Here is a 22,082-nt window from a genome sequence, read left to right on the forward strand (position 1 = left end):
GGGCGATGCGCGCCCGGTCGCGTCAAAGGGCGGGGTGTGCGCGGGTGTGCGTGCCGCGTCCCGTCAGAGGGTCTGGCCCGGCACCACGATCCGGTGCGCCCGTTCCCGGCCGCGCTCCACCCGGCGGGCGTTGGGCCGTTCGCTGGCCGCGATGAAGGCCCGCGCCTCGGACTCGGTGCGCCCGCCGCGCACATGGCGGCGCAGCAGCCGACGCTCCCGCACCTGCCGGGGCGTGTCGACGTACCACAACTGGTCGAGCAGGCTGCGCACCTGGTCCCAGCCGGCACCGTCGTCCGCCAGGTAGTTCCCCTCGGTCACCACCAGCCGCGTCTGCGGCGGCACCACCAGCCCGGCCGCCACCGGCTCGTCCAACCGCCGGTCGAAGTCCGGTGCGTACACCGGCCGTTGGGGAGGTTCCTCGCGCAACCGGCGCAGCAGACCGACGTATCCGTCGACGTCGAAGGTCTCCGGCGCGCCCTTGCGCCCGCGCAGCCCCAGCCGGTCCAACTGGGCGTTGGACAGGTGGAATCCGTCCATCGGCACGTACGCCGCGGTGTCCGCGCCCAGCCGCTCGTTGACGCCGGACACCAGCCGCCGGGCCAGCGTCGACTTCCCGGCCGCCGGCGCGCCCGCCAGACCCAGGACGGCCCGGCGGCCCGGAACGCCGGGCACGAGGGCGACCACGTCATCGACGAGCATCTCGTCAGCCTAGGCTGGGACGCACCGAAGATCCATGCCGGGTTCCCGGCCCGGGTCCGGGATCTTCCGCACATGCGCGGGCCGCCGCCACGAACCACGGGAGCGAACGGTGTACGAGACCAAGAACCCCCAGCTCACGCCGGAGCTGTACCAGTACGTCCTGGACCACAACCCGCCGCTGGACCCCGTGCAGCGCGAGCTGGTGACGACCACGCACGAGCAGCTCGCCGACGTCGCGGGCCTGCAGACCGCGGAGGAGCAGGCGCCCCTGCTGTCCTTCCTGGTCGCACTGGTCGGCGCGCGGCAGGTGGTGGAGGTCGGCACGTTCACCGGCTTCTCCACCCTGGCCATGGCCAGGGCGCTGCCCGCCGACGGCCGGGTGATCGCCTGCGACGTCTCCGAGGAGTGGACGGCTGTCGGCCGTGCGGCCTGGGAGAAGGCCGGCGTTGCGGACCGCATCGACCTGCGGATCGCCCCGGCGATCGACACGCTGCGGGCACTGCCCGAGGGGCCGTGGATCGACCTGGTGTTCCTGGACGCCGACAAGGGCGGCTACATCGACTACTGGGAGGAGCTGGTGCCGCGGCTGCGGCCGGGCGGCCTGCTGGTCGTCGACAACACCCTGTACCACGGCGAGGTCGTGGACCCGGCCGCGGGCGGCGGCGCGGCCGCGATCCGAGCGTTCAACGAGCGGGTGGCCGCGGACGACCGGGTCGACCATGTGCTGCTCACCGTCGCGGACGGGCTGACGCTGGCGCGCAGGCGCTGAGGGCGGTCCGGGTGCTTCTCGTGTGCCTCTCGCGTGCTTCTCGCGTGCCGCGCGCGTGCTGCGTTCGACAGGCGCCCGCTGCGGGGCTGTGGACGGTCGCGCCCGTTCCGGGCCGGCGTCCTCTAATCTGAGCGCATGCCTCGCTACGAGTACCGCTGCCGGACCTGCGGCGCGACCTTCGAACTGCGCCGCCCGATGTCGCAGGCCAACGCGCCGACGCCCTGCCCGAAGGGCCACGACGACACGGTGAAGCTGCTGTCCACGGTCTCCGTCGGCGGCGCCGCGTCCGCCTCCGCACCGGCCCCCGCGGCCGGTGGCGGTGGCGGCGGCTGCTGCGGTGGCGGTTGCTGCAGCTGATCCGCGGGTCCGCCGGTCCGTGCGTGCCCGGGTGGAGCCTTCCGGCGCCGCCCGGGCGGCGTGCCGCGGGTGCCGGCCCCCGCGGGGCCGGCGTCAGCGGTGCTGGGCGCGTTCCTCGCGGATGTTGGCCACGACGCGGTTGGCGGTCTCGCGGACCGCGGCGGTCTCGGTCAGAAAGGCCCAGTAGTCCGGGTGCCGGCCCTCCAGGCCGGCCAGGGCGCGGTCCAGACGGGCCACCGCCTCGTCCAGCGGGCGGGCGTGCCGCGGCTCGGGCGTCGACCGCCCCTGCATCGCCAGGCGCTGCGCGTCCCTGATCACGAACCGCGTCTTCTCCACCTCGGCCTTCGGGTCCTTGCTGACCTCGTTCAGCCGCCGCAGCCGGTCGCCGGCCGCGCCCACCGCGCCGTCCACGTCGTCCATGAGCGTGCGTACCGTCGCCAGCCGGGCCTGCGCGTCGGCCCAGCGCTGCTCGGTACGCGCCTTCCGCGCCTCGGCCAGCGCCGTCTCCGCCTGCCGGACCGCCTGCTCGGCCTGCTCCGGAACGTGCTGCAGGTCCTGCCAGCAGGCCGCAGAGAAGCGGCGCCGCAGCTCGCTCAGCACCGGCGCCACGCCATCCGCCCGGGTCCCGAGCGCCTGCACCCTCGTCCGCAGGGACACCAGCCGCTTGTCGATCTCCTGGGCCTGCTGCGGCAGCCGCTCGGCCTCGGCCCTGACGGCCTCCGCGGTGCGGCGCATCTCGTCGGCGCGCCGGACCGTGTCCTGCACGCCGTGCTTGCTCGCGCCCTCGTTCAGCTTGGTCAGCTCGGGTGAGAGCGCCGCGAGCCGGGCGGCCAGGTCGTCGGCCTTCAGGCCGGCCGCGCGGACCGCGTCCAGGGCGTTGCTGGCGGCCAGCAGCGACTGCTTGGCGCGCTCCCTGGCCGGGGCGAGCCGGGCCAGCTGGTTCTCGGCCTTGCCCAGCAGCGGGGCCAGGCCCGACTGGAAGCGCTCCAGCTCGCGCAGCACGTTGACCAGCTCGTCCTTGGCGCGGGTCAGCTCGGACTTGGCCCGGGCGGCCGCCGCGTGGTCCAGCTCGTCGCGGTCGATGTCATGGGCGTCGACGGTGGCGATGTACGCCCCGCTGACCTGGTCGATCCGCTCGCCCAGACTCCGGAACGAGGCCAGCGCGCGGCGCGCCTCGGGGGAGTCGTCCACCGCGGAGATGGTCTCGATGGAGATCTCCAGGTCACGCTGCGCCGTGTCCAGCTCGTAGAACGCCTGGGCCGCGGCGTCCTTGGCCTCCTGCGCCTCCGCACGCAGATTGTCGCCGCGCCGCCACCACGAACGTGCCGTCGTCACAGTGACTCTCTCTCCCCGCGCTCCGCGCCGCCGCTCCCGCCGTCCCGTCCATCCTCCCACCCCCGGCACGGTTGCTGACCAGCCCCCGCGGCAAGGTAACCTGTGTCGTCGCGTGGCCTGGGCGTGTAGCTCAGCGGTAGAGCGCCGCCCTTACAAGGCGGATGTCGGCGGTTCGAAACCGTCCACGCCCACGCTTGTCGGAGCCCCGGAAACTGAACCCTTCCGGGGCTCTGCTGTGTGCCCCCCGACGCTCCGGGTGCCGGTGCTCGCCGGCAGGGCGACCTGCCGAGCACTGCGACCGGGCCGACATCCGCCGGGTGGGCCGCCGGGCGTGGCAGGCTCACTCGCCATGGCGTTCATCAAAGGCATCAACGAGTTCTCCGCGGCGCCGGCCGGGTGGCAGGCCGCCCTCGCCATGGGGAACAGCACCGAGATCGTCCTCGTGCCCATCGTCGGCTGGGCCAGGGTGACGGGAGTGCCACCGGCGGTCGAGGGGTCTCCCATCGATGCCGTGGTGCTCTTCGACAAGGCGGGCGCCCCGCTCATCCAGTGCCTCGGCCAGATCCTGGGGGACTGGGACGACGGCTCCGCCGTCCACCAGATCCTGCCCCCGGGCGCCGAGGTCCGTGCGGTACCGGACGGGTGGACCGTGCGGACCTACGCCGGCTGACCCCGACACCTCAGCCCCGCAGCCCCTCCTTCCCGGCCGCACCGACCGCCCCGCCACCGGACGGTGACGGGGCGGAGGAACGCCGGGGGCGGCTACTCCCAGGGCCAGCGCGCGTCGCGTCCGGCCTCCAGGAGCGGCACCATGCGGAACCCGGCGTCGGTCAGGCCGCCGAAGGCGTGGCGGTTGCGGCCGCCGGACGGTGCGTGCCCGGCCTGGTAGCCGGCCAGGTTCCACGTGTACATCGGCACCGCCTCGGGGACCGACTCCGACACCTCGCGGGCGTCGCTGCCGGCCTGCTCGTCGGTGACGACGACGACGCGGTCGTGGCCCTGGTACTCCTTGCGGAGTGCCGCGGCGGTGTCGGTTCCGCCGCCGAGGAACCAGCCGCCGTCCTTCCACGCCCGCACGTCCCCGAGGACCGAGCCGCCCCGAGCGAGCGGGAACCTCTTCGTCTTCGCCCCCGGGGCGTCCTTCACGTAGTACTGGGCGCTGGAGAACGACACCACGTCCGCGGTCGCGCACCGGCGGCCCAGGGCGATGCCGAAGAGGGCGGCCGCGTCCCAGCGGCGCAGCGTGCCGTCCCTGGAGAAGGCGTCGTTCATCGACGAGGACGTGTCCACCAGGATCAGCGTGCGGCCGCCGATCGCCGGGACGTTCGCCAGCGACGCGCTGAGCGCCTTCTCCAGGGCGTGGCCCCAGCGCAGCGACGGTGCGGCGTTGAACGCCGAGTAGAACCGCATCGGCAGCTGCCGCGACCGGCCGACCTGGACGGGGTCGGCGAGGTGCGCGGCGACCCGCGCGGCGACGTCGTCGGAGACCCCCGCCTCGTCGAAGTTCCGCAGGTTCCGCAGTCGTGCCATGTAGCCCATGGACGGGATGACGGCCTCCCAGGCCGCGGCGTCCATCGGCCCCTGCAGCCACCCTGCCAGCGCCTCCCAGGTCATCCCCGCGCGTGCGAGGACGTCCGCGGCGTCCGGACGGCGCAGCAGCTCGCGGCGCTCCTCGGCCGGCCACTTCGCCAGCTCCGCGCGGGAGTTCAGCTGCCGCAGCGACTCCGGGATCTCGTTGGCACGGCCGTGGCGGCGGTCGAGGGCATGCCGGAAGAGGTCGCCCTGCCACGGCGCGGCCGGCGCCGGGTGCGCCAGCTCCAGGACGTCGCCGAACCGGAACGCGGCCGCACCGGTGTCGTACTTCAGCAGCGCCCGCTCGTCGTACAGCCGGCCGACCGCGTCCTCGATGCCCCGCTTGACCGGCTTCGGTATCCGGCGCCCGTACCGGGAGGTCCAGTACGCCAGCAGTTCCCCCGGCTCGTCCGCGCGCTGCAGCACCGAGCCGACCACGCGCCGGTTCCAGCCGCCCGAAGTCCCGTTCCCGGCCTGCGCGTGAGGGGAGAGGTCACCCGAAGCCGCCGCGTCCAGGCGGGCCTTCACGAACTCGGCCGCGCCGACGACGGCCGCGGTGCGCAGGGAGCCCGGGCCGCGCAGCCACGCCAGCAGGCCGGCCGTCCACGCCGGGTCCTCGACGGCGAGCTGCCGCACGAGGCCGGTGAACCGGTCGTCGCGCCGTCCGCCGGACTCGTAAAAGGTGTCCGTCCCGACGAAGTTGGCGACGGTGAGCAGGAACAGCTCGGAGCGCGGGTCGCGCAGGTACCCCGCGCCGCCCTGGTGGGTGGTGGTCGTCCCGCCGGTCGACCGGACCGGCGAAGAGGCGGCCGGCTTGGCCGCCTTGGTGTTGAACCTGGCCATGAAAGAGCCCCTCACTGTGGAGGGGAAGCGCGGCAGGGGAATGCCCGAGATCAAGTCGATGGCGGGGATCAACGCTCTGGGCCGCTGAGCTACACCGCCTCTCGGCGGGCCGGGATTCGAACCCGGGTCTTTCTCTTTGCAGGAGAAGTATCCGTCATCCGCGCACCGGGCACCCGATGCCGTGCCTCCCGAGATCAAGTCGGCCGCGGTTGTGCAGGGTTCGATCCCTGCCCACCGAAGTGGTTCTGCCAAAAGAAGTAACCGTGGCCTGCGCACCGGGAGGTGCTTACGTTCTGCGGCCAGCCTATCCGCCGTCCCCGGCCGCGCCACCGAATTACCTTTCCTGACCCGCCAGTTGAGGGCGTTCCCCGGCTTTCCCGTCGCCCGCGCGATCTCCCGCGCCCTTTTCCGGACCGCCGCGGCAGGCGCCGGTCCCGTACGTGCGCCGTGCGGGGCAGCCCGCCAACCAGCCGAGTATCACAGCTCCATCACGACGTGCACACAACACCTCCACAACTGCCATCATCCCGATCCAGACACATGACCACAGGGGGGACTATGTCCAACGAACAGCGAAACACCCCGACTTGGGCGCAACAGCCCCAGCCGCAGCCTCAGCTCGCGCCCCAGCCCGCGCCACACTGGGGCCGGCAGCCCACCGGCCCGCAGTGGGCCCCGCCGCAGCCGCCGAGGAAGAGCAAGGCGCTGAAGATCATCCTGGGCGCCATCGGCGGCATCATCGCCGTCAGCGTCATCGCCAGCCTCGCCGGCGGCGGCAAGAACAACACCGACGACACCGCGGACAGGGCTTCGGCCAGGACGACCACCGCACCGGCCAAGTCCGAGGCGCCGAAGGCCACGAAAGCCGCTGCGCCCGCAAAGGCTTCGGCTGCGCCGAAGCCGAAGGTCGTCCTCGCCGAGTCCGGCCACGGCATCAAGAACACCGTGCGCTTCACCGTCCACGGCGACTGGGACCTGCGCTATACGTACAACTGCTCCAGCTTCGGGTACCAGGGCAACTTCATCGTCACCGGCATGGGCGGAGACTTCCCCGACGTCATGGTCAATGAGATGGGCATGAAAGGCTCGGACGTCACGCACCAGCACGACGGGGGAACGATCTACCTGCAGGTCGACTCGGAGTGCAACTGGACCGTGAAGGCCACCGACCTCCCCTGACCCCTTCCGCCTCGCCCCGCCGGCCGACGAGTTGGCGGGGCGCCGTCATGGGCTACGCCGGCGCCATCTGCCCCGGCCCCCCGGAGCGCGGGGGCGCGGGGGCGCAGAAGGCGCGGGAGGGGAGTGCATCATGAGGTTGTTTAGCGTACGAATCCCCCAATAGGGGGAATGGCGCGCGGGGTTCGGGCGCGTCGGGGCGGGGGCTCCTGACCATGAGCCGGTGAGCACTTCGTGGGGGAAGCGCGTGCCGTTGTGGGCCGCGCTGATCTTCGTCATATTCGCGACGGGAAGTTGGGGGCTCGGGGGGCCGGCCGCGGCCGATTCCGGCGGAGGGCACGGCGATCCCGCCGTTCACGCCGGCACCGGACGCGGCCACGACCCGGACCCCGGCCCCGGACGTCAACCGGATCCCGAGCCCGGCCGCAGCCCCGGCACGGACCCGCGCCCCGACCACGGCCCAGGCCGCGATCCCGGTGATCCACCCGGTCACGACCCCGGTCACGACCCCGGTCACGACCCGGGCCATGACCCCGGACAGCAGCCGGGCCACGACCCGGGCCACCCGGGCCATGACCCGGATCCGGCCCCGGGCCGCCAGCACGGCTGCCACTGGCCCTGGGACCCGCTGGGCCGGCGCTGCCATCACCACCACCACCGGCCCTGCCCGACACCGACACCCACCCCGACCCCGACACCGACACCCACCCCGACCCCGACCCCGACGCCGACCCTGCCCGCGCCGCCCTCGCCGAGCCCGCGGCCGACCCCGTCACCCGTTCCCACACCCACCCCGACACCCACCCCGACTCCGAAGCCGACCCCGGCTCCGCCGCGGAAACCGGTACCGAAGCCCGCCGTCCCGGTCCCGGTCCCGGTGCGCACACCGCCCGCACCGCCACCGCCCCGGCCCGCGCCGAGCCCGCGGCCGAGTCCCACCGTCACCACGACGCCCGCGCCCGTGCCCGCCGCCGTGCACTGGCCGGCGCGCCGGCCGACCTCGGTCAGGCCGCCGCGGCGGGTCCACCGGCCGCTGACGACCACGATCCTGCTGACCGCCGTGCCGGCGCTGCTCGTGGTGGCCGTCCTGCGTCCGGGCTCCGGGTCGTACCGAAGGAACCACTAGCAGATGAGGGGGAGTTGGCAATGACGCAGTGGGTTGCCCTGCTGATCGCGATGGTGGCGGTGTGCGCCGTCGTGCTCAGCGTCGTCGTCCTGCGGCAGCGCAGGATCAGCGAGGACGACGATCCGTCGGAGACGCCGGACGTCATCGAGTACATGGTCATGATGATCGGCGTGGTGTACGCCATCGTCCTGGGGCTGGCGATCGCCGGCGTGTGGGAAGGGCAGGGGGGCGCGCAGGCGGACGTGGTGGCGGAGGCGCAGGCCCTGCACGAGGTGAAGGAGCGGGTGCAGGTGTACCCCGCGGACGTCCGCGACCGGGTGCGGTCGGACGTGGACGCCTACGTCAGGTACGTGACCGGCACGGAGTGGCCGTACATGCGCGACCACGGCGACCTGTCCCCCGAGGGGACCGTGCTGCTGGACCAGGTCCGCACCGACGTCACGCAGTTCGACCCCAAGTCCGACCTGGCCGCGCAGGCGTACCAGCCGGTGGTGGACGCGGTCGCGGCCGCCGACCAGGCCCGCGTCTCGCGCGGGCAGAGCGCGGGCGCGACCATGCCGGGGATGGTGTGGTTCGGCCTCATCAGCGGCGGCCTGGTCACCGTGGGACTGATCTTCACCCTGCAGATCCGCAGGTCGGCACGGGAGTTGCTGCTCGCGGGGCTGTTCAGCGCGCTGATCGCCTTCCTGCTGTTCCTCATCTGGGACCTGGACGCGCCATTCGGCAGCGGCCTGACGGTCTCCTCGGACGCCCTCCGCGCGATCCTCTGAGGACGCTGGGAGGACGCGGACGACGCCGCGGACGACGCCGCGAACGACGGTGCGGGCGACGCCGCGGACGACGCCGCGGACGAGGACGCCACCGGGAATGACCGCCCGGCAACGCCCCACCCGCAACGCCCCACCGGGGCACGCGCAACGACAGAGCGGCCCCCCTGCCGGGCGAACGGCAGGGGGGCCGCCTCGTGTCGGGCCCGCCGGGCGGCCCGCGGCGGACCAACGCCGCGGGCCGCCGTGCCGGCTACCGCCAGTGCGACACGTTCACGTTCTCCAGCACGCCCAGCGCGTCGGGGACCAGGACCGCCGCCGAGAAGTACGTGCTGACCAGGTAGTTGATGACGGCCTTCTCGTCGATGCCCATGAAGCGGACGTTGAGGCCCGGCTCGTACTCGTCGGGCAGGCCGGTCTGGTTGAGGCCGATCACGCCCTGGTTGTCCTCGCCGGTACGGATGGCGATGATCGAGCTGGTCCGCTCCGGGCTGACCGGGATCTTGTTGCAGCTGAGGATCGGGACGCCGCGCCAGGCCGGGACGGTCGAGCCGTGCACCTCCACCGAGTCCGGGTACAGCCCGGCCCGGCTCCACTCGCGGCCGATCGCCGCGATGGTCTTCGGGTTCGCCAGCAGGTAGCGGGTGCCGCGGCGCCGGCTGATCAGCTCGTCCAGGTCGTCCGGCAGCGGCGGTCCGGCGTGCGGCTGGATCCGCTGGTCGTACTCGGCGTTGTGCAGCAGCCCGAAGTCCGGGTTGTTGATCAGCTCGTGCTCCTGGCGCTCGCGCAACGCCTCGACGGTGAGCTTGAGTTGCTGCTCGGTCTGGTTCATCGGCTCGTTGTAGAGGTCGGCGACCCGGCTGTGGACGCGGAGCACGGTCTGCGCGACGCTCAGCTCGTACTCGCGCGGCCTGACCTCGTAGTCGACGTAGGTGGCCGGCAGCGACGGCTCTCCCGAGTGGCCGGACGCCAGCTCGATCTCCGCCTCGCCCTTCCGGTTGGCGCGCTGCCGGGGCAGCGACCGGTGGGCCTCCAGATGCTCGCGCAGCGGGTCGGAGACGCCGAGCAGGGACGTCAGCGCGCTGCGCGGCAGCGCCAGGACCGTGGTGGCGGTCGCCGCCTTGGCGGTGAACTGCCAGCTGGCGTCGTCGCTCAGCAGCGCCTGCTCGCCGAAGTAGCCGCCGTCGGCGATGACGCCGAGCCGGGTCTGCTCGCCGTACGACCCCTCGCCGAGCTTCTCGATCTTGCCGTGGGCGACGAGGTACACCGTGTCGGCCGGGCGGCCGGCCTCCGCGATGACCTCGCCCGCGTCGATCTCGCGCTGCACGAAGCGGTCGGCCAGCGCGGTCAGCGCGCCGACGTCGTCGAACGTGCGCAGCGCCGCGATCTCGCCGAGCTCCTGCGGGATGACCCGGACCTCCGAGCCCGTCTTCACGAACGTCACGCGGCCGTCGCCGACCGCGTAGCTCAGACGGCGGTTGACCCGGTAGGTGCCGGCGCTGACCTGTACCCAGGGCAGCACTTTCAGCAGCCAGCGGGACGAGATCCCCGCCATCTGGGGAGCGGACTTGGTGGTGGTCGCCAGATTCCGCGCGGCGGCGGTGTCGAGACTCGTCCGTGGCTGGGTGCTGTCAGGAGTGCCGTGTGCGGTGTCCTGGCCCGCATCAACCGACATGGGCTGTCCTTCCCGTAAGAGGGTGATACGGCCCTGATTGTTTCCGTGACGCAGGGTGGTTGCTATTGCCGGATCGAGTGAGAATACTTCCCGCACTTCCGGGTCACCGGGCGCGGGGGAACGGGCCCGGGTGCGCCGGGGAGGCGGCGCGCGGTGCGCGGCCGCAGGTCAGCGGAGGTTCAGAGGGCTTCGACGATCGAGCCGCGGTCGGGCTGCTGGCCCTGGTTGGGCAGCGCCAGCTCGACGGCGGCATAGGCCGCAGCGATGGCGAGTCGGCGCTCGCGGCGGAAGACGTACGCCGCGAACGCGCCGGCGCCCACGAGTGCGCCGAAGGACATCGCGGTGCCGAACCAGCTCGCCCCGAGCCACTTGCCGCCTATCCAGCCCAGGCCGACGCTGTACGTCGCCCAGCACACCCCCGCCAGCGCGGACCAGGGCAGGAACTCCTTGGGGCGGCGCCGGGCCGCGCCCGCGCCCAGGCTCACCACGCTGCGGCCGGCGGGCGCGAAGCGCGCCAGCACCACGAGTGCGCCCCCGCCTCCGGTCAGCACCTGGCCGAGCCGCTCGTGCGCGGACGCCAGCCGGCGGGAGTTCGCCATCCGGCGGTGGAACCACTCGCCGCCGCGGAACGCCAGCCGGTAGGCCAGCAGGTCGCCGAGGCAGGACGCGGTGGCCGCGCAGGCCAGCAGTGCGAACACGTCGAGCAGGTCGTCGCCCGCGCCGGAGGAGCCGGCGGTGGCCGCGCTGATCACCAGCACACCGCTGGGGAGGACCGGGACGAAGACGTCGAGCAGCACGGACAGGGACACCACGGCGTAGATCCACGGCCAGTCGAAGAGCGAGCCCATGCCTTGCAGCACTTCGCCTCCTCGTCCTCTCCGGTACCGGCCCGGGTCGCGTCCTGGTCGTGAGTGTCCTGGTCCTGCGAGTGCGTTGCGTAGCGGTGGATCCGGTGCTTCCGTCCGGTCGAGCGGCGGTTGCGCCTGCGTAACGGATCTTCAATCACCGTCAGCCGTACAGCGTACGCCAGTACTGCCGCCTGGTTCCCTCGGGCCCACGTGACGTACTCCACCATCACGGCGTCATCACAGAGGGTCTACATCTGCCCGCCCTGTAGTAGGGAGTGTTCCCCGCAGGACCTAGAGTGACGCCGTGACTTCCGCGCCCGTGCTGTCGGCGTCGTCGCTGCTCCCGGTGGACCGCACCCTCGGCGTCGTCCTGGTGGTGCTGCTCGTCGCCGCGGCGGGCATCGCGGCGTACGCCCGGCTCGCGGACGAGGACGAGCGCTACTCGCGCGGTATCGCCCTGGCCGGTGTACGGGCCGCGGTGCAGCTCGCCGCGGTGTCGGCCCTCATCGGCTGGGTGGTCAAGCACCAGGCGGCCCTGCTGGCCTTCGTGGCCCTGATGTACGGCGTCGCGTCCCGGACCGCGGGCCGGCGCATCACCAGGAACGCCACATGGCGCTGGGCGGCCGTCCCGGTGGGCGCCGGCGCCCTGCCGGTCGTGGCGCTGCTGGTGCTGACCGGACTGCTGCCGATCGACGGCATCGCGCTGATCCCGGTCGCCGGCATCCTCATCGGCGGCGGCCTCACCGCGACCGTGCTCGGCGGCCGCCGGGCCCTGGAGGAGCTGGCCGGCCGGGCCGGCGAGGTGGAGGCCGCGATGGCCCTGGGCTTCACCGACCGGGAGGCCCGGATGGAGATCGCCCGGCCCGCCGCCTCCGGCGCCCTCGTCCCCGGGCTCGACCAGACCAGGACGGTGGGGCTGGTCACCCTGCCCGGCGCGTTCGTCGGCATGCTGCTGGGCGGTGCGAGCCCGGTGACGGCCGGTGCCGTGCAGCTCTTCGTGCTGATCGCGCTGCTGGCGGTGCAGGCGGTTTCGGTCGCCGTGGTCCTGGAACTCGTCGCCCGCGGCCTGATCACCCGCGCCGTGCCCGCCCCGGCGGGTGCCGTAGACTTGCCGGCAGCAGAAGGGGAGTAGCTCTTCGCCGGACCGTCGACACACTGCCAGGACCGTTCCCCCGGGGACGAACCCGGCCGGCGCCCGGAGGCGGCACACCGCGTGTGCCCGCCAGCGAGACCTTCGGCCGCAGTGTTCACGCTGCCGTGCCGAAGCGACCCCGAAAACGCGAGGTTCTCCGGTGCGGCCGCCCGACCGAACGAGGATCCGCTTCCGTGTTCAGCTTCACCGTCATCGCCGTCGTGTTCGGCGTGATCTTCCTTGCCGAACTGCCCGACAAGACCGCGCTCGCCTCGCTGATGCTGGGCACCCGCTACCGCGCCTCGTACGTCTTCGCCGGGGTCGCCGCGGCGTTCGCGGTCCACGTGGCCCTGGCCATCGCCGCCGGCAGCCTGCTCACCCTTCTCCCGCACCGCTGGGTGCAGGGCGTGGTGGGCCTGCTGTTCCTGGGCGGCGCGGCCGTGCTGCTGCTGTCCAAGGGCGAGGACGAGGAAGAGGTCAAGGCGCCCGCGGACCAGAGCTTCTGGAAGGTGTCAGGGGCGGGCTTCATGCTGATCCTGGTCGCCGAGTTCGGCGACCTCACGCAGATCATGACCGCCAACCTGGCCGCCCGCTACAGCGATCCGGTCTCGGTCGCGATCGGCGCGGTGCTCGCCCTGTGGGCGGTCGGCGCCCTCGGCATCTTCGGCGGGCAGATGCTGATGAAGCGGGTGCCGCTGCGGCTCATCACCCGGATCGCGGCCTGCGTGATGATCGTCCTGGCGGCCTTCAGCATCTACGAGGCAGTGGTTGGCTAGCCCGGACCCGTCCACCTGACGAGCTACGTCCACGCCGGTGTAGGCATCGAGCCAAAGGGCCCGCCGGTGTCTAGAGGGAGAACGCGCGCAGTGAGCGACGAAGGAGCGAGCGAGCACGATCGACCGGCAGACACCGGGTTTAAGGGCCCGGCGGCGAGAGGCCGGCAAAAAAGGGCCAGGACGTTCACTTTTCGAGCTACCCGCACCGAGCACGTTCAGCCCCGGGGGCGTTCTGAGTGGGCGGTCTTGCCCGTTTTGCGGCGGCCGCGCCGGAGCCCCTTCCCGCGGTCAGCTGAGGGTGATGAGGAGGCCGCCCTGGGGGGCCTTCGTGATGTGGACGGACTCGAGGGAGTCGACGTGGGCGGTGGGGGCGTGGGCCGCGGCGCGGGGGCCGACGCCCACCACGCGCATCCCGGCGGCCTTGGCGGCCGCGATGCCCACCTCGGCGTCCTCGAAGACCAGGCAGTCCTCGGGGGCGAAGCCCAGTTCCGCGGCGCCCTTGAGGAAGCCCTCGGGGTCCGGCTTGCTGGCGCTGACGCGCTCGGCGGTCACCAGGACCGGCGGCAGCGCCAGTCCGGACGCGGTCATCCGGGTCCTGGCCAGCTCCTCGCTGGCCGAGGTCACCAGGGCGTGCGGGCGGTTCGCCAGCCCGGCCAGGAACGCGGGGGCGCCGGCGACCGGCACGACACCGTCGGTGTCGGCGGTCTCCTCGGCGAGCATCAGCGCGTTCTCCGCGTAGTTCTCCTCCATCGGCCGGTCCGGGAGCAGGGCGGCCATCGTGGCGTGCCCCTGCCGGCCGTGCACGACCTTCAGCACCGCCTCGGCCTCGAGCCCGTGGCGCGCCGCCCAGCGGCGCCAGCACCGCTCGACCACCGCGTCGCTGTTGACGAGGGTCCCGTCCATGTCGAGCAGAAGGGCTTGGGCGAGCAAGGGGGTGGCCATCTGCCTGTTCCTCCGGGCGGGTGCGGACGTACTCAGTGGTTCCGCCCGCCGGTCAGGGCAGATGCGGGCGGAACCACTTTGTTTCCACACGGTACAAAACATTTGGCCGGAGCGCCAGTCGCAGAGGTCGCCGGTGCGGGCACGGCCGTCCGGCGGCGGGGGCCGGTGAGGCGGCAGAGGGGCCGGTTCAGGACGGGTGCGGGGCGACGTACTGGAACAGGCCCCAGGTGAAGTGCGCGACGAAACCCTGGCCGCCGCCGGGATCGGTGAGGCCGACGCGTGCACGGGTCGGGGCGTCGCCGACCATCGGCACGGCGGAGGGGAAGGCGCGCAGCACCTCCTCCACCGTGCAGCCCCACGGGGGCAGTTGACCGGGGGAGTCGAGCCGCGGCCCCGGATCGCCGGGCTGCCGGACGAGCCACTCGTTCCACACCGCGCCCCCGGGCGCGACCAGGATCTCGAACCGCAGGGTGGGCCACAGCGGGACCGGCCACAGCAGCGCCCGGCACGCCAGGTCGCCGACCTGCCGCCGCACCTCGTACTCGGGCCGCCCCAGCGAGGTGAGGTAGCGCATCTCGCCGCGCGGGAAGGTGCGCGAGTGCACCCGCGATTGCCACCGCTTGTGCGCCTCGCGCAACTCCGTGTGGTCGACGCCCAGCGTCCTGAGCGCGTCGTCGACCAGCTCCGGGCGGTGGTCGGCCATCCGCCGCAGCAGGACGAGCTGGAAATCGTCGATGCCGAACCGGTTCGTGATGCTCAGCGCCCCGAGGTCTGCCGTTCCAGAGCGGCCCGGGTGTTCGGGCCGTAGACACCATCATGGCTGCCGTCGGGCGCGTCGCTCACCCAGTACCAGACCTGGAAGGTCGCGACGGCGTGCTGCACCTGCTTGTCGAAGACGCCGTCGATGCGTCCGTGGTAGGCCCACACCTCGGCCAGCCGGCGCTGCAGGTCCTCGACCGCGGGCCCGGAGTCGCCGAGTTGCAGGACCTGCGCGGACGCGGGCGCGGCGGGCTGTCCGGAGGCCGGCGGCGACGCGGAGGCGGGCGGGGCCGGGGTGCCGGCGGCCGTCGGGGCGATGGTGCCGGCGGCGCTCGCCGGCGCCTGCGGGGAGCCGGCGGCCGAGGCCGGCGAGGCCGGGGCCGAGGTCGACGGCGTGGCGGCCCGGGCGGGCGTCCTGGTCCGGCTGGCCTCCTGCCCCGCGGGTGCGACCTTGGCGGTGGCCGGCCCGGCGTCGGGCGGCAGCGTCACGTCGGGAACGGTGGCGGAGGTGAGGTCCGGCAGCGCGTGGCCGGTCGCGCCCTGCTCGTTGATGACCTGCCCGGTGACGGCGACGGCGCCCGCGGCGAGCGCCGACGCGGCGACGGCCGCGGCGGCGACGACGACGCCGCGCCTGCGCCTGCGGTGGCGGCCCCGGCGGGCCTCCGCGGCGGCCTCGTCGTCCTCCGGCCCTTCCGGGTCCTCCAGGGCGGCCGGATCGTCGTCCGCGTACTCGTAGCCGGCGTACGCCTCGGGGAACAGGCCGAGATCGCCGGGCGCGGGCCCGTCGCCCTCCGCGGGGCCGTGAACGGGCCGCACGGTGCTCTCGCCCGCGTCGCCGGGCTCGCCGACGTAGGGGCGCAGGCGCAGCGGGTGGAAGCCCTCGGTCGCGGCGAAGGCCGCCGCGCGCTGGGCGGAGCGCTCCGCGGCGCGGTGTACGCCGGCCTCCCCGGCTTCTCCCGCTTCTCCGGCTTCTCCGGCTTCCGGGGAAGCCGTCTCCTGGTCCTGGGCGGGCGCGAACGGCGCCGCGGCCGGCTCCTGGGCCGGAGCGATCGGCTCGTCCGGGTGCTGCGGCGCCACTGGGTCCCCTCCCGCGTCGTGCACATGTTCGTCGGATCAGGGGCGATTATGCCGATCCCTCTTGCCCCGTGCAGCATCACCCCACACGTCCCGGCGGGCACCACAGGCCATAGCAGGGCAAACGGTGGGAACATGGAGAGTCGATTGTCGACAACGGACCGAGCTGACCGTCGGGGGAAGACGGGAGGAGTCGTTCCATGGCCCAGGACACCAGCACGGCCGCGGGCCCCGCGGCGGACGCACCCGGCGGGCACCACGACCGGCGGTCGGTCCGCATCGCGATCGGCGCCCTCGCGCTCGGGCTGCTGCTGGCGGCGCTCGACCAGACGATCGTGTCCACCGCGCTGCCGACCATCGTCAGCGACCTCGGCGGCATCAACCACCTGTCGTGGGTGGTCACCGCCTACCTGCTGGCCTCGACCGCGGCGACGCCGCTGTGGGGCAAGCTCGGCGACATGTACGGCCGCAAACGGCTGTACCAGACGGTCATCGTCATCTTCCTGATCGGCTCCGCGCTGTGCGGAGTGGCCCAGAACATGGGCGAGTTGATCGCGTTCCGGGCACTGCAGGGCCTGGGCGGCGGCGGGTTGATCGTGCTGTCGATGGCGATCGTGGGCGACATCGTGCCGCCCCGCGACCGCGGCCGCTACCAGGGCGTGTTCGGCGCGGTGTTCGGCGCGAGCAGCGTGCTCGGGCCGCTGCTGGGCGGGGTGTTCACCGAACAGCTCTCCTGGCGCTGGGTGTTCTACATCAACCTGCCGATCGGCGTGATCGCGCTCGCGGTGATCGCCGCCGTGCTGCACATCCCGGCCCGGCGCACCACGCACCGCATCGACTACCTCGGCATGGCGATCGTCGCGGGGGCGGCCACCAGCCTGGTCCTGGTCACCTCGCTGGGCGGCACCACCTGGGCCTGGGGCTCGCCCGGCATCATCGCGCTGGCGGTCCTGGGCGTGCTGCTCATCGCCGCGTTCGTCGTCGTCGAGCGGCGGGCGGAGGAACCGGTGCTGCCGCCGGCGCTGTTCCGCAACCGGACGTTCGTGCTCTGCTCGGTGATCTCGTTCGTCGTCGGCTTCGCGATGTTCGGCGCGCTGACGTTCCTGCCGACGTTCCTGCAGGTGGTGCACGGGTACTCGCCGACGATGTCCGGGGTGCACATGATCCCGCTGGTGATCGGGATGCTGGTGTCGTCCACCGGGTCCGGGCAGATCGTCAGCCGCACCGGCCACTACCGGGTCTTCCCGATCCTGGGCACCGGGATCACGGCGGTCGGGCTCCTGCTGCTGCACCAGCTCGACGAGTCCACGTCGACCTGGCTGATGAGCCTGTACTTCCTGGTGTTCGGGCTCGGCCTGGGCCTGGTGATGCAGGTGCTGGTGCTGGCCGTGCAGAACTCCGTCGGCTACCAGGACCTGGGCGCGGCCACCTCCGGCGCGACGTTCTTCCGTTCCATCGGCGCGTCCTTCGGGGTGTCGGTGTTCGGCACCGTCTTCGCCAACCAGCTGCAGCACAGACTCTCCGACGCGCTGCGCGGCGTACCCCTGCCGCCCGGCTTCGCCCCCTCCAGCCTGCAGGGCGACCCCACGGCCGTCGCCCACCTGCCCCCGGTGATCAAGACACCGGTGGTGCACGCCTATTCGCAGGCGATCACCACGGTGTTCCTGTGGGCGGTGCCGGTGGCGGTCGCCGCGTTCGTCGTCGCCTGGTTCCTGCGCGAGCAGCCGCTGCGCGGCACCGTCACCGTGCCCGACGCCAGCGAGACGTACGGCACCAACCCGGTGGAGCGGTCCTCGCTCGACGAGATTGCCCGCTGCCTGTCGCTGCTCGGCAGCAGGGAGGCGCGCCGCGACCTCTACACCCGGATCACCCGGCTGTCCGGCGAGGACATCCATCCGGCCACCAGCTGGCTGGTGCTCAAGCTCGCCCGCGAGGGCGAGGACGATCCGGTGGAGCTGGCCCGCCGCACCACCGTGCCCGCCGAGGTCATCGAGAAGGCCGCGGTCGAGGTGGAGACCCGCGGCTTCGCGGTCAGGTCCGGCAACCCGCTGGTCCTCACCGAGTCCGGCCAGGCCCTCGCCCTGCGGCTGGTCAGCGCACGCCGCACGGTGCTGGCCGACCTGCTCGGCGACTACGACCCGGCCACGCACTCCGAGCTGGCCGCGCTGGTCAGCAGGCTCAGCACGGAACTGTGCGGCGGCGACACCGACCGTCCGGAGGGCCGCGAGCACCGGGCGCGCGGCGGCGCCACCGCCGGCGGCCACGCCTCGGCCTGACGCACATCGGCCTGACCGGCCCCGGCCCGGCGGCCGTGCGGCCGGGCACGGGCGCCCGCGGCGCGTGCGGTCAGGGCTCCTCGGCCGGCGGCGGGGCGAAGGTTGCCGGGGCGGCGAAGGCCGCGCGGCGGGTGGCCCGGCGCAGGGCGCGCAGGATCGGCGGGCCGAGGGTGAAGGAGAGGACGGCGGTCAGGGCGGCGCGTGGCAGGTCCCAGCCCATCGACGTGGTCAGGCAGTAGGTGGTGAAGCGGGCCAGGTTGGTGGCCAGCGCGGCGTGCGGGTCGTAGGCGATGCCGGAGGCGAGGCCGCCGATGTAGGGCCAGCCCTGCAGGTTCATCACCGTGCCGTACGCCACCGCGGACACGGCGCCGTAGCCGGCGAGCAGGGCGAGTTCGGCCCGGCCGCGCAGGGTGTGCGGGCCCGGCAGCAGGCCCGCGCCCATCGTCACCCAGCCCATGGCGAGCATCTGGAACGGCATCCACGGCCCGACTCCGCCGGTGAGCAGCGCGGACGCGAACATCGTCAGGGAACCGAGGGTGAAGCCGAAGCCGGGACCGAGGACCCGGCCGGACAGCACCATGAGGAAGAACATCGGCTCGATACCGGCCGTGCCCGCGCCGAGCGGGCGCAGCGCGGCGCCGGCCGCGGCGAGCATGCCGAGCATCGCGACGGCCTTGGCGTCCATCCCGGTGTCGGCGACGGTCGCGATCACGACCGCGACGAGCAGCGGCAGCAGCGCCGCGAACAGCCAGGGCGCGTCGGTGCTGTGGGCCGCCACCGCCGAGCCGTGCGCGGCGAGCAGCGGCCAGCAGAACGCTGCCGCGCCGATCAGCGAGACGAGCGCCAGGGCCGCGGTGGACCGCGCCCCCAGCCGTACCGGGCGCGCCTGCCCGCCCGCGCCCGTCGCGCCGGCGGTAGCGGTGGTACCGGTGGTGCCGGTGGTGCCGGTTGCGGCCGGACGCCTCACGAGGCGGCCTCCAGGGCCCGGGCCACCTGGCCCACGGTCAGCCAGGGCGCCGGGGCCAGGATCTTGGCGACCTGCGGGGCGAACGCGGGGGAGGAGAGCACCACTTCGGCGGCCGGGCCGTCGGCCACCACCTCGCCGTCGGCGAGGATGACGACGCGGTCCGCCAGGTCGGCGGCGAGTTCGACGTCGTGGGTGGCCAGGACGATGGCGTGCCCGGCCGCGGCCAGCCCCCGCAGGTGCGCCACCAGGCGGGACTTGGCGGCGTAGTCCAGGCCGCGGGTCGGCTCGTCGAGCAGCAGCACGGGCGGCCGGGCGGTGAGCACGACGGCCAGGGCCAGGGCGAGCCGCTGGCCCTCGGACAGGTCGCGCGGGTGCGCGTCGTCCGGCACACCCGGCAGCAGCCCGGCGACCAGCGCCCGGCAACTGCCCGGCGCCGCGCCCGCATCGCGGTCCGCGGCCGTGCACTCGGCGGCGACGGTGTCGGCGTACAGCAGGTCCCGCGGCTCCTGCGGCACCAGGCCGACCCGGCGCACCAGTTCGGCCGGCCGGGTGCGGTGCGGTACCGCGCCGCCCGCCTCGACGGTGCCGGCGGCCGGCGTGTGCAGGCCCACCAGCGTGGACAGCAGCGTCGACTTGCCGGCGCCGTTGCGTCCCATCAGCGCGACGGTCTCGCCGGCCCGCACGGTCAGGTCCACCCCGCGCAGCACCTCGGCGCGGCCCCTGCGCACCGCCAACCGCTCGGCGCGGACCAGGGGTTCGGGGCCGGAGGCGGGGCCGGCCGGATCGGCGGCGGTGCCCTGCGGGGCAGCGGCGGCCGGCGGGGTGCAGGCCGCCAGGCGCTCGCGCAGCGCGCCCGCGCGGCGCCGCGCGTCGCGCACCGACAGCGGCAGCGGCGACCAGCCGGCGAGCCGCCCGAGGCCGACGACCGGCGGGTGGACCGGCGAGACCGCCATCATCTCGGCGGGCGTCCCGATGACCGGCGGCTCGCCCGGCGCGGACAGCAGCACGACCTGGTCGGCGTACTGCACCACCCGCTCCAGCCGATGCTCGGCCATCAGCACCGTGGTGCCGAGGTCGTGCACCAGCCGCTGCAGCACGGCCAGCACCTCCTCGGCCGCGCCGGGGTCCAGCGCCGACGTCGGCTCGTCCAGCACCAGCACCCTGGGGTGGACGGTCAGCACGGAGCCGATCGCCACGCGCTGCTGCTGGCCGCCGGACAGCGACGCGATCGGCCGGTCGCGCAGGTCGGCCAGGCCCAGCAGATCCAGGGTCTCCTCGACCCGCCGCCGCATCGTGTCCGGCGCGACGCCCAACGACTCCATGCCGTAGGCGAGTTCGTCCTCCACCGTGTCGGTGACGAAGTGCGACAGCGGATCCTGACCCACCGTGCCGACCACGTCGGCGAGTTCGCGCGGGCGGTGGGTGCGGGTGTCGCGTCCCGCGACGGTCACCCGGCCGCGCAGCAGCCCGCCGGTGAAGTGCGGCACCAGGCCGCTCACCGCACCCAGCAGCGTCGACTTGCCCACCCCGGAGGGACCGACCACCAGGCACAACTCGCCCTCGGGGATGTCGAGTCCGACACCGCGGACGGCCGGCTCCGCGGCGCCCTCGTAGGTCACCGTCACGTCCTCGAAGCGGATCACCGCACGGCCTCCTTCGCGGGCGCGGACGATGCGGGCCCGGACGCCGGGCCGGGCCGTTCCGGACCGGACGACGCACGCGCGGGGGACACCGGTGCCGGCGCGGGCGCGACGAACGCCGGGAGCAGGCCGAGCAGCAGTCCGGCCGCCGGCCACAGCGGAAGCGCGGGCGCGGTCAGCGGGAACGCGGGCGGATCGAGCGCGGCCGGATCGTAGCCGGTGGCGGCGATCATCAGACCCGCGACGGCCGCGCCCGACCCGGCGACCAGCCAGGCGCGGGCGCCCCAGCGGTCCGGGCGGTAGCGGGTGCGCACGGAGCGGCGCCCGCCCAGCCGCAGCCCGGCCATCGCGGCGGCCAGACCGATGAGCAGCACCGGCAGGCCGTAGCGGCCGCCGCTCGCGGACAGCAGCGCGTACGTGCCCGCACACACGCCGAGCAGGCCGCCCAGCGTCAGGGCGGCGGTGGCGCGCCGCACACCGGCCGGCACCTGCGCGGTGCGGCCGTAGCCGCGCGCGTCCATCGCGGCGGCCAGCGCCACCGAGCGCTCCAACGCGCCCTCCAGCACCGGCAGTCCGACCTGCAGCAGGGCGCGCACCCCGCGGTCCTCCCGACCCCTGAGCCGGCGCGCGGCGCGCAACCGGGCGACGTCGGCGACGAGATGGGGGGCGAACGTCATCGCCACGACCACGGCGACCCCCGCCTCGTACAGCGCGCCCGGCAGCGACTTGAGCAGGCGCGCGGGGTTGGCGAGCGCGTTGGCGGCGCCCACGCAGACCAGCAGCGTCGCCAGTTTCATGCCGTCGCGCAGCGCGAACACCAGGCCCTCGGCGGTGACCCGGCCGCCGATGCGGACGCCCTGCGCCCAGTGCGGCAGCGGCACTTCGGGCAGCGTCAGCACCACGTGGGTGCCGGGGATCGGCGAGCCGAGCACCACCGCGAACACCACGCGGATGGCGAGCACGGCCAGCCCCAGCCGCAGGAACGCGCCGTAGGAGCGGGCCCACGGCGCGTCGGTGCGGCGGGCGGCCACCACGTAGCCGGCCACCGCCACGACCAGGGCGAGCAGCAGCACGTTCGTGGTCCGCGAGGCCGCGGTGGCCATCCCCAGCGCCCACACCCACCACGCCCCGGCGTGCATCGCGTTCCCCCGACCGGCCCGCGGCGCCCGCCACTTCGCGAGCCACCGGACCCGGCCGCCGGCGTCCCCGTCCCGCAGCGACCCGCCGACTCCCGCGCGGGGCACGGCGGATCCTGTTCCGGAAGCGGCTGCGGGCGCCCTGGTCCCAGCGGGTCCGGCAGCGTCGGCGCCCGGCTGCGGACGGTCGTCGGACCCGGGCCCGGACGCGCG

Annotated in this window: 20 protein-coding genes and 2 tRNA genes; 9 read left to right on the forward strand and 13 right to left on the reverse strand. The window is 74.0% G+C overall.

Features of this window, described 5'->3' with window-relative positions; all coding sequences use genetic code 11:
• Positions 1 to 63: 63 nt before the first annotated feature.
• The gene (locus ACH4TG_RS01410) at positions 64 to 699 is read right to left on the reverse strand and encodes a nucleoside/nucleotide kinase family protein (protein WP_398239604.1); all 636 of its coding nucleotides are present in this window, start codon (positions 697 to 699) and stop codon (positions 64 to 66) included.
• Positions 700 to 808: 109 nt separating this feature from the next.
• Here ACH4TG_RS01410 and ACH4TG_RS01415 point away from each other — a divergent pair, with 109 nt between their 5' ends.
• Positions 809 to 1,468, forward strand: coding sequence for an O-methyltransferase (locus ACH4TG_RS01415; protein WP_398239605.1), 660 nt, complete (start codon positions 809 to 811; stop codon positions 1,466 to 1,468).
• A gap of 135 nt (positions 1,469 to 1,603) precedes the next feature.
• Positions 1,604 to 1,825 carry a zinc ribbon domain-containing protein gene (locus ACH4TG_RS01420; protein WP_398239607.1) on the forward strand — a complete coding sequence of 74 codons (222 nt, stop codon included), beginning with the start codon at positions 1,604 to 1,606 and terminating at the stop codon, positions 1,823 to 1,825.
• A gap of 93 nt (positions 1,826 to 1,918) precedes the next feature.
• Here the strand turns inward: ACH4TG_RS01420 and ACH4TG_RS01425 are convergent, their stop codons facing one another.
• Positions 1,919 to 3,160: a hypothetical protein gene (locus tag ACH4TG_RS01425; protein WP_398239609.1), complete on the reverse strand. Its 1,242-nt coding sequence runs from the start codon at positions 3,158 to 3,160 to the stop codon at positions 1,919 to 1,921.
• Between the two features lie 119 nt (positions 3,161 to 3,279).
• Between ACH4TG_RS01425 and ACH4TG_RS01430 the strand changes: the two genes are divergently transcribed.
• Both ACH4TG_RS01430 and ACH4TG_RS01435 read left to right on the forward strand, forming a co-directional pair.
• Positions 3,280 to 3,351 (forward strand) — tRNA-Val (locus tag ACH4TG_RS01430).
• Between the two features lie 158 nt (positions 3,352 to 3,509).
• Positions 3,510 to 3,830 carry a hypothetical protein gene (locus ACH4TG_RS01435; RefSeq protein ID WP_398239611.1) on the forward strand — a complete coding sequence of 107 codons (321 nt, stop codon included), beginning with the start codon at positions 3,510 to 3,512 and terminating at the stop codon, positions 3,828 to 3,830.
• Between the two features lie 92 nt (positions 3,831 to 3,922).
• Here the strand turns inward: ACH4TG_RS01435 and ACH4TG_RS01440 are convergent, their stop codons facing one another.
• Positions 3,923 to 5,575 carry a TROVE domain-containing protein gene (locus ACH4TG_RS01440; RefSeq protein ID WP_398239613.1) on the reverse strand — a complete coding sequence of 551 codons (1,653 nt, stop codon included), beginning with the start codon at positions 5,573 to 5,575 and terminating at the stop codon, positions 3,923 to 3,925.
• Between the two features lie 101 nt (positions 5,576 to 5,676).
• Positions 5,677 to 5,757: transfer RNA gene (locus ACH4TG_RS01445), tRNA-OTHER, on the reverse strand.
• A gap of 376 nt (positions 5,758 to 6,133) precedes the next feature.
• On the opposite strand from ACH4TG_RS01445, the gene ACH4TG_RS01450 reads away from it, so the two are divergent.
• Entirely contained in the window at positions 6,134 to 6,754 is a 621-nt protein-coding gene (locus ACH4TG_RS01450) for a hypothetical protein (RefSeq protein ID WP_398239615.1), read from the forward strand.
• 642 nt (positions 6,755 to 7,396) lie between these two features.
• Here the strand turns inward: ACH4TG_RS01450 and ACH4TG_RS01455 are convergent.
• Positions 7,397 to 7,795 (reverse strand): hypothetical protein, encoded by a 399-nt coding sequence (locus ACH4TG_RS01455; RefSeq protein ID WP_398239617.1) that lies wholly within the window; start codon positions 7,793 to 7,795, stop codon positions 7,397 to 7,399.
• Between the two features lie 102 nt (positions 7,796 to 7,897).
• Here ACH4TG_RS01455 and ACH4TG_RS01460 point away from each other — a divergent pair, with 102 nt between their 5' ends.
• Positions 7,898 to 8,647, forward strand: a complete 750-nt coding sequence (locus tag ACH4TG_RS01460; RefSeq protein ID WP_398239619.1) for a hypothetical protein — start codon at positions 7,898 to 7,900, stop codon at positions 8,645 to 8,647.
• 250 nt (positions 8,648 to 8,897) lie between these two features.
• On the opposite strand, the gene ACH4TG_RS01465 is transcribed toward ACH4TG_RS01460, so the two are convergent.
• A complete protein-coding gene (locus ACH4TG_RS01465; RefSeq protein ID WP_398239621.1) occupies positions 8,898 to 10,319 on the reverse strand; it encodes a family 2B encapsulin nanocompartment shell protein in 1,422 nt (473 codons plus the stop codon).
• A 179-nt stretch (positions 10,320 to 10,498) separates the two neighbouring features.
• Positions 10,499 to 11,179 (reverse strand): DedA family protein, encoded by a 681-nt coding sequence (locus tag ACH4TG_RS01470; RefSeq protein WP_398239622.1) that lies wholly within the window; start codon positions 11,177 to 11,179, stop codon positions 10,499 to 10,501.
• A gap of 292 nt (positions 11,180 to 11,471) precedes the next feature.
• Between ACH4TG_RS01470 and ACH4TG_RS01475 the strand changes: the two genes are divergently transcribed.
• Both ACH4TG_RS01475 and ACH4TG_RS01480 read left to right on the forward strand, forming a co-directional pair.
• Positions 11,472 to 12,299 (forward strand): ABC transporter permease, encoded by an 828-nt coding sequence (locus tag ACH4TG_RS01475; RefSeq protein ID WP_398239624.1) that lies wholly within the window; start codon positions 11,472 to 11,474, stop codon positions 12,297 to 12,299.
• Positions 12,300 to 12,493: 194 nt separating this feature from the next.
• Positions 12,494 to 13,075, forward strand: a complete 582-nt coding sequence (locus ACH4TG_RS01480) for a TMEM165/GDT1 family protein (protein WP_398239625.1) — start codon at positions 12,494 to 12,496, stop codon at positions 13,073 to 13,075.
• Positions 13,076 to 13,363: 288 nt separating this feature from the next.
• On the opposite strand, the gene ACH4TG_RS01485 is transcribed toward ACH4TG_RS01480, so the two are convergent.
• The 3 genes from ACH4TG_RS01485 to ACH4TG_RS01495 all read right to left on the reverse strand — a co-directional run bounded on the left by ACH4TG_RS01485 (position 13,364) and on the right by ACH4TG_RS01495 (position 15,853).
• A complete protein-coding gene (locus ACH4TG_RS01485) occupies positions 13,364 to 14,017 on the reverse strand; it encodes an HAD-IA family hydrolase (RefSeq protein WP_398239626.1) in 654 nt (217 codons plus the stop codon).
• A gap of 187 nt (positions 14,018 to 14,204) precedes the next feature.
• Positions 14,205 to 14,720, reverse strand: a complete 516-nt coding sequence (locus ACH4TG_RS01490) for a hypothetical protein (protein ID WP_398239628.1) — start codon at positions 14,718 to 14,720, stop codon at positions 14,205 to 14,207.
• A gap of 53 nt (positions 14,721 to 14,773) precedes the next feature.
• A complete protein-coding gene (locus ACH4TG_RS01495) occupies positions 14,774 to 15,853 on the reverse strand; it encodes a peptidoglycan-binding protein (protein ID WP_398239629.1) in 1,080 nt (359 codons plus the stop codon).
• A gap of 197 nt (positions 15,854 to 16,050) precedes the next feature.
• Here ACH4TG_RS01495 and ACH4TG_RS01500 point away from each other — a divergent pair, with 197 nt between their 5' ends.
• The gene (locus ACH4TG_RS01500; protein ID WP_398239631.1) at positions 16,051 to 18,126 is read left to right on the forward strand and encodes a DHA2 family efflux MFS transporter permease subunit; all 2,076 of its coding nucleotides are present in this window, start codon (positions 16,051 to 16,053) and stop codon (positions 18,124 to 18,126) included.
• 70 nt (positions 18,127 to 18,196) lie between these two features.
• Here the strand turns inward: ACH4TG_RS01500 and ACH4TG_RS01505 are convergent, their stop codons facing one another.
• From ACH4TG_RS01505 to ACH4TG_RS01515, 3 genes are read right to left on the reverse strand one after another with little or no spacing between them, the layout of a single operon-like run.
• Positions 18,197 to 19,093: an ECF transporter S component gene (locus tag ACH4TG_RS01505; RefSeq protein ID WP_398239633.1), complete on the reverse strand. Its 897-nt coding sequence runs from the start codon at positions 19,091 to 19,093 to the stop codon at positions 18,197 to 18,199.
• Positions 19,090 to 20,736 carry an ABC transporter ATP-binding protein gene (locus tag ACH4TG_RS01510; protein WP_398239635.1) on the reverse strand — a complete coding sequence of 549 codons (1,647 nt, stop codon included), beginning with the start codon at positions 20,734 to 20,736 and terminating at the stop codon, positions 19,090 to 19,092. The genes ACH4TG_RS01505 and ACH4TG_RS01510 overlap by 4 nt, the downstream gene beginning before the upstream one ends.
• Complete coding sequence (locus tag ACH4TG_RS01515; protein WP_398240444.1) at positions 20,733 to 21,872, reverse strand: CbiQ family ECF transporter T component; 1,140 nt, start codon at positions 21,870 to 21,872, stop codon at positions 20,733 to 20,735. Before ACH4TG_RS01515 ends, ACH4TG_RS01510 begins: the two co-directional genes overlap by 4 nt.
• Positions 21,873 to 22,082: the final 210 nt, after the last annotated feature.

The sequence above is a fragment of the Streptomyces sp. NPDC020917 genome (assembly GCF_044333795.1).
GTDB lineage: Bacteria > Actinomycetota > Actinomycetes > Streptomycetales > Streptomycetaceae > Actinacidiphila.

Coding starts and splice junctions, on each gene's coding strand:
- ACH4TG_RS01410 (WP_398239604.1), bottom strand. CDS start 699: ATGCTCGTCGATGACGTGGTCGCCCTCGTGCCCGGCGTTCCGGGCCGC.
- ACH4TG_RS01420 (WP_398239607.1), top strand. CDS start 1,604: ATGCCTCGCTACGAGTACCGCTGCCGGACCTGCGGCGCGACCTTCGAA.
- ACH4TG_RS01435 (WP_398239611.1), top strand. CDS start 3,510: ATGGCGTTCATCAAAGGCATCAACGAGTTCTCCGCGGCGCCGGCCGGG.
- ACH4TG_RS01440 (WP_398239613.1), bottom strand. CDS start 5,575: ATGGCCAGGTTCAACACCAAGGCGGCCAAGCCGGCCGCCTCTTCGCCG.
- ACH4TG_RS01450 (WP_398239615.1), top strand. CDS start 6,134: ATGTCCAACGAACAGCGAAACACCCCGACTTGGGCGCAACAGCCCCAG.
- ACH4TG_RS01460 (WP_398239619.1), top strand. CDS start 7,898: ATGACGCAGTGGGTTGCCCTGCTGATCGCGATGGTGGCGGTGTGCGCC.
- ACH4TG_RS01465 (WP_398239621.1), bottom strand. CDS start 10,319: ATGTCGGTTGATGCGGGCCAGGACACCGCACACGGCACTCCTGACAGC.
- ACH4TG_RS01485 (WP_398239626.1), bottom strand. CDS start 14,017: ATGGCCACCCCCTTGCTCGCCCAAGCCCTTCTGCTCGACATGGACGGG.
- ACH4TG_RS01490 (WP_398239628.1), bottom strand. CDS start 14,720: ATGGCCGACCACCGCCCGGAGCTGGTCGACGACGCGCTCAGGACGCTG.
- ACH4TG_RS01500 (WP_398239631.1), top strand. CDS start 16,051: ATGGCCCAGGACACCAGCACGGCCGCGGGCCCCGCGGCGGACGCACCC.
- ACH4TG_RS01515 (WP_398240444.1), bottom strand. CDS start 21,872: ATGCACGCCGGGGCGTGGTGGGTGTGGGCGCTGGGGATGGCCACCGCG.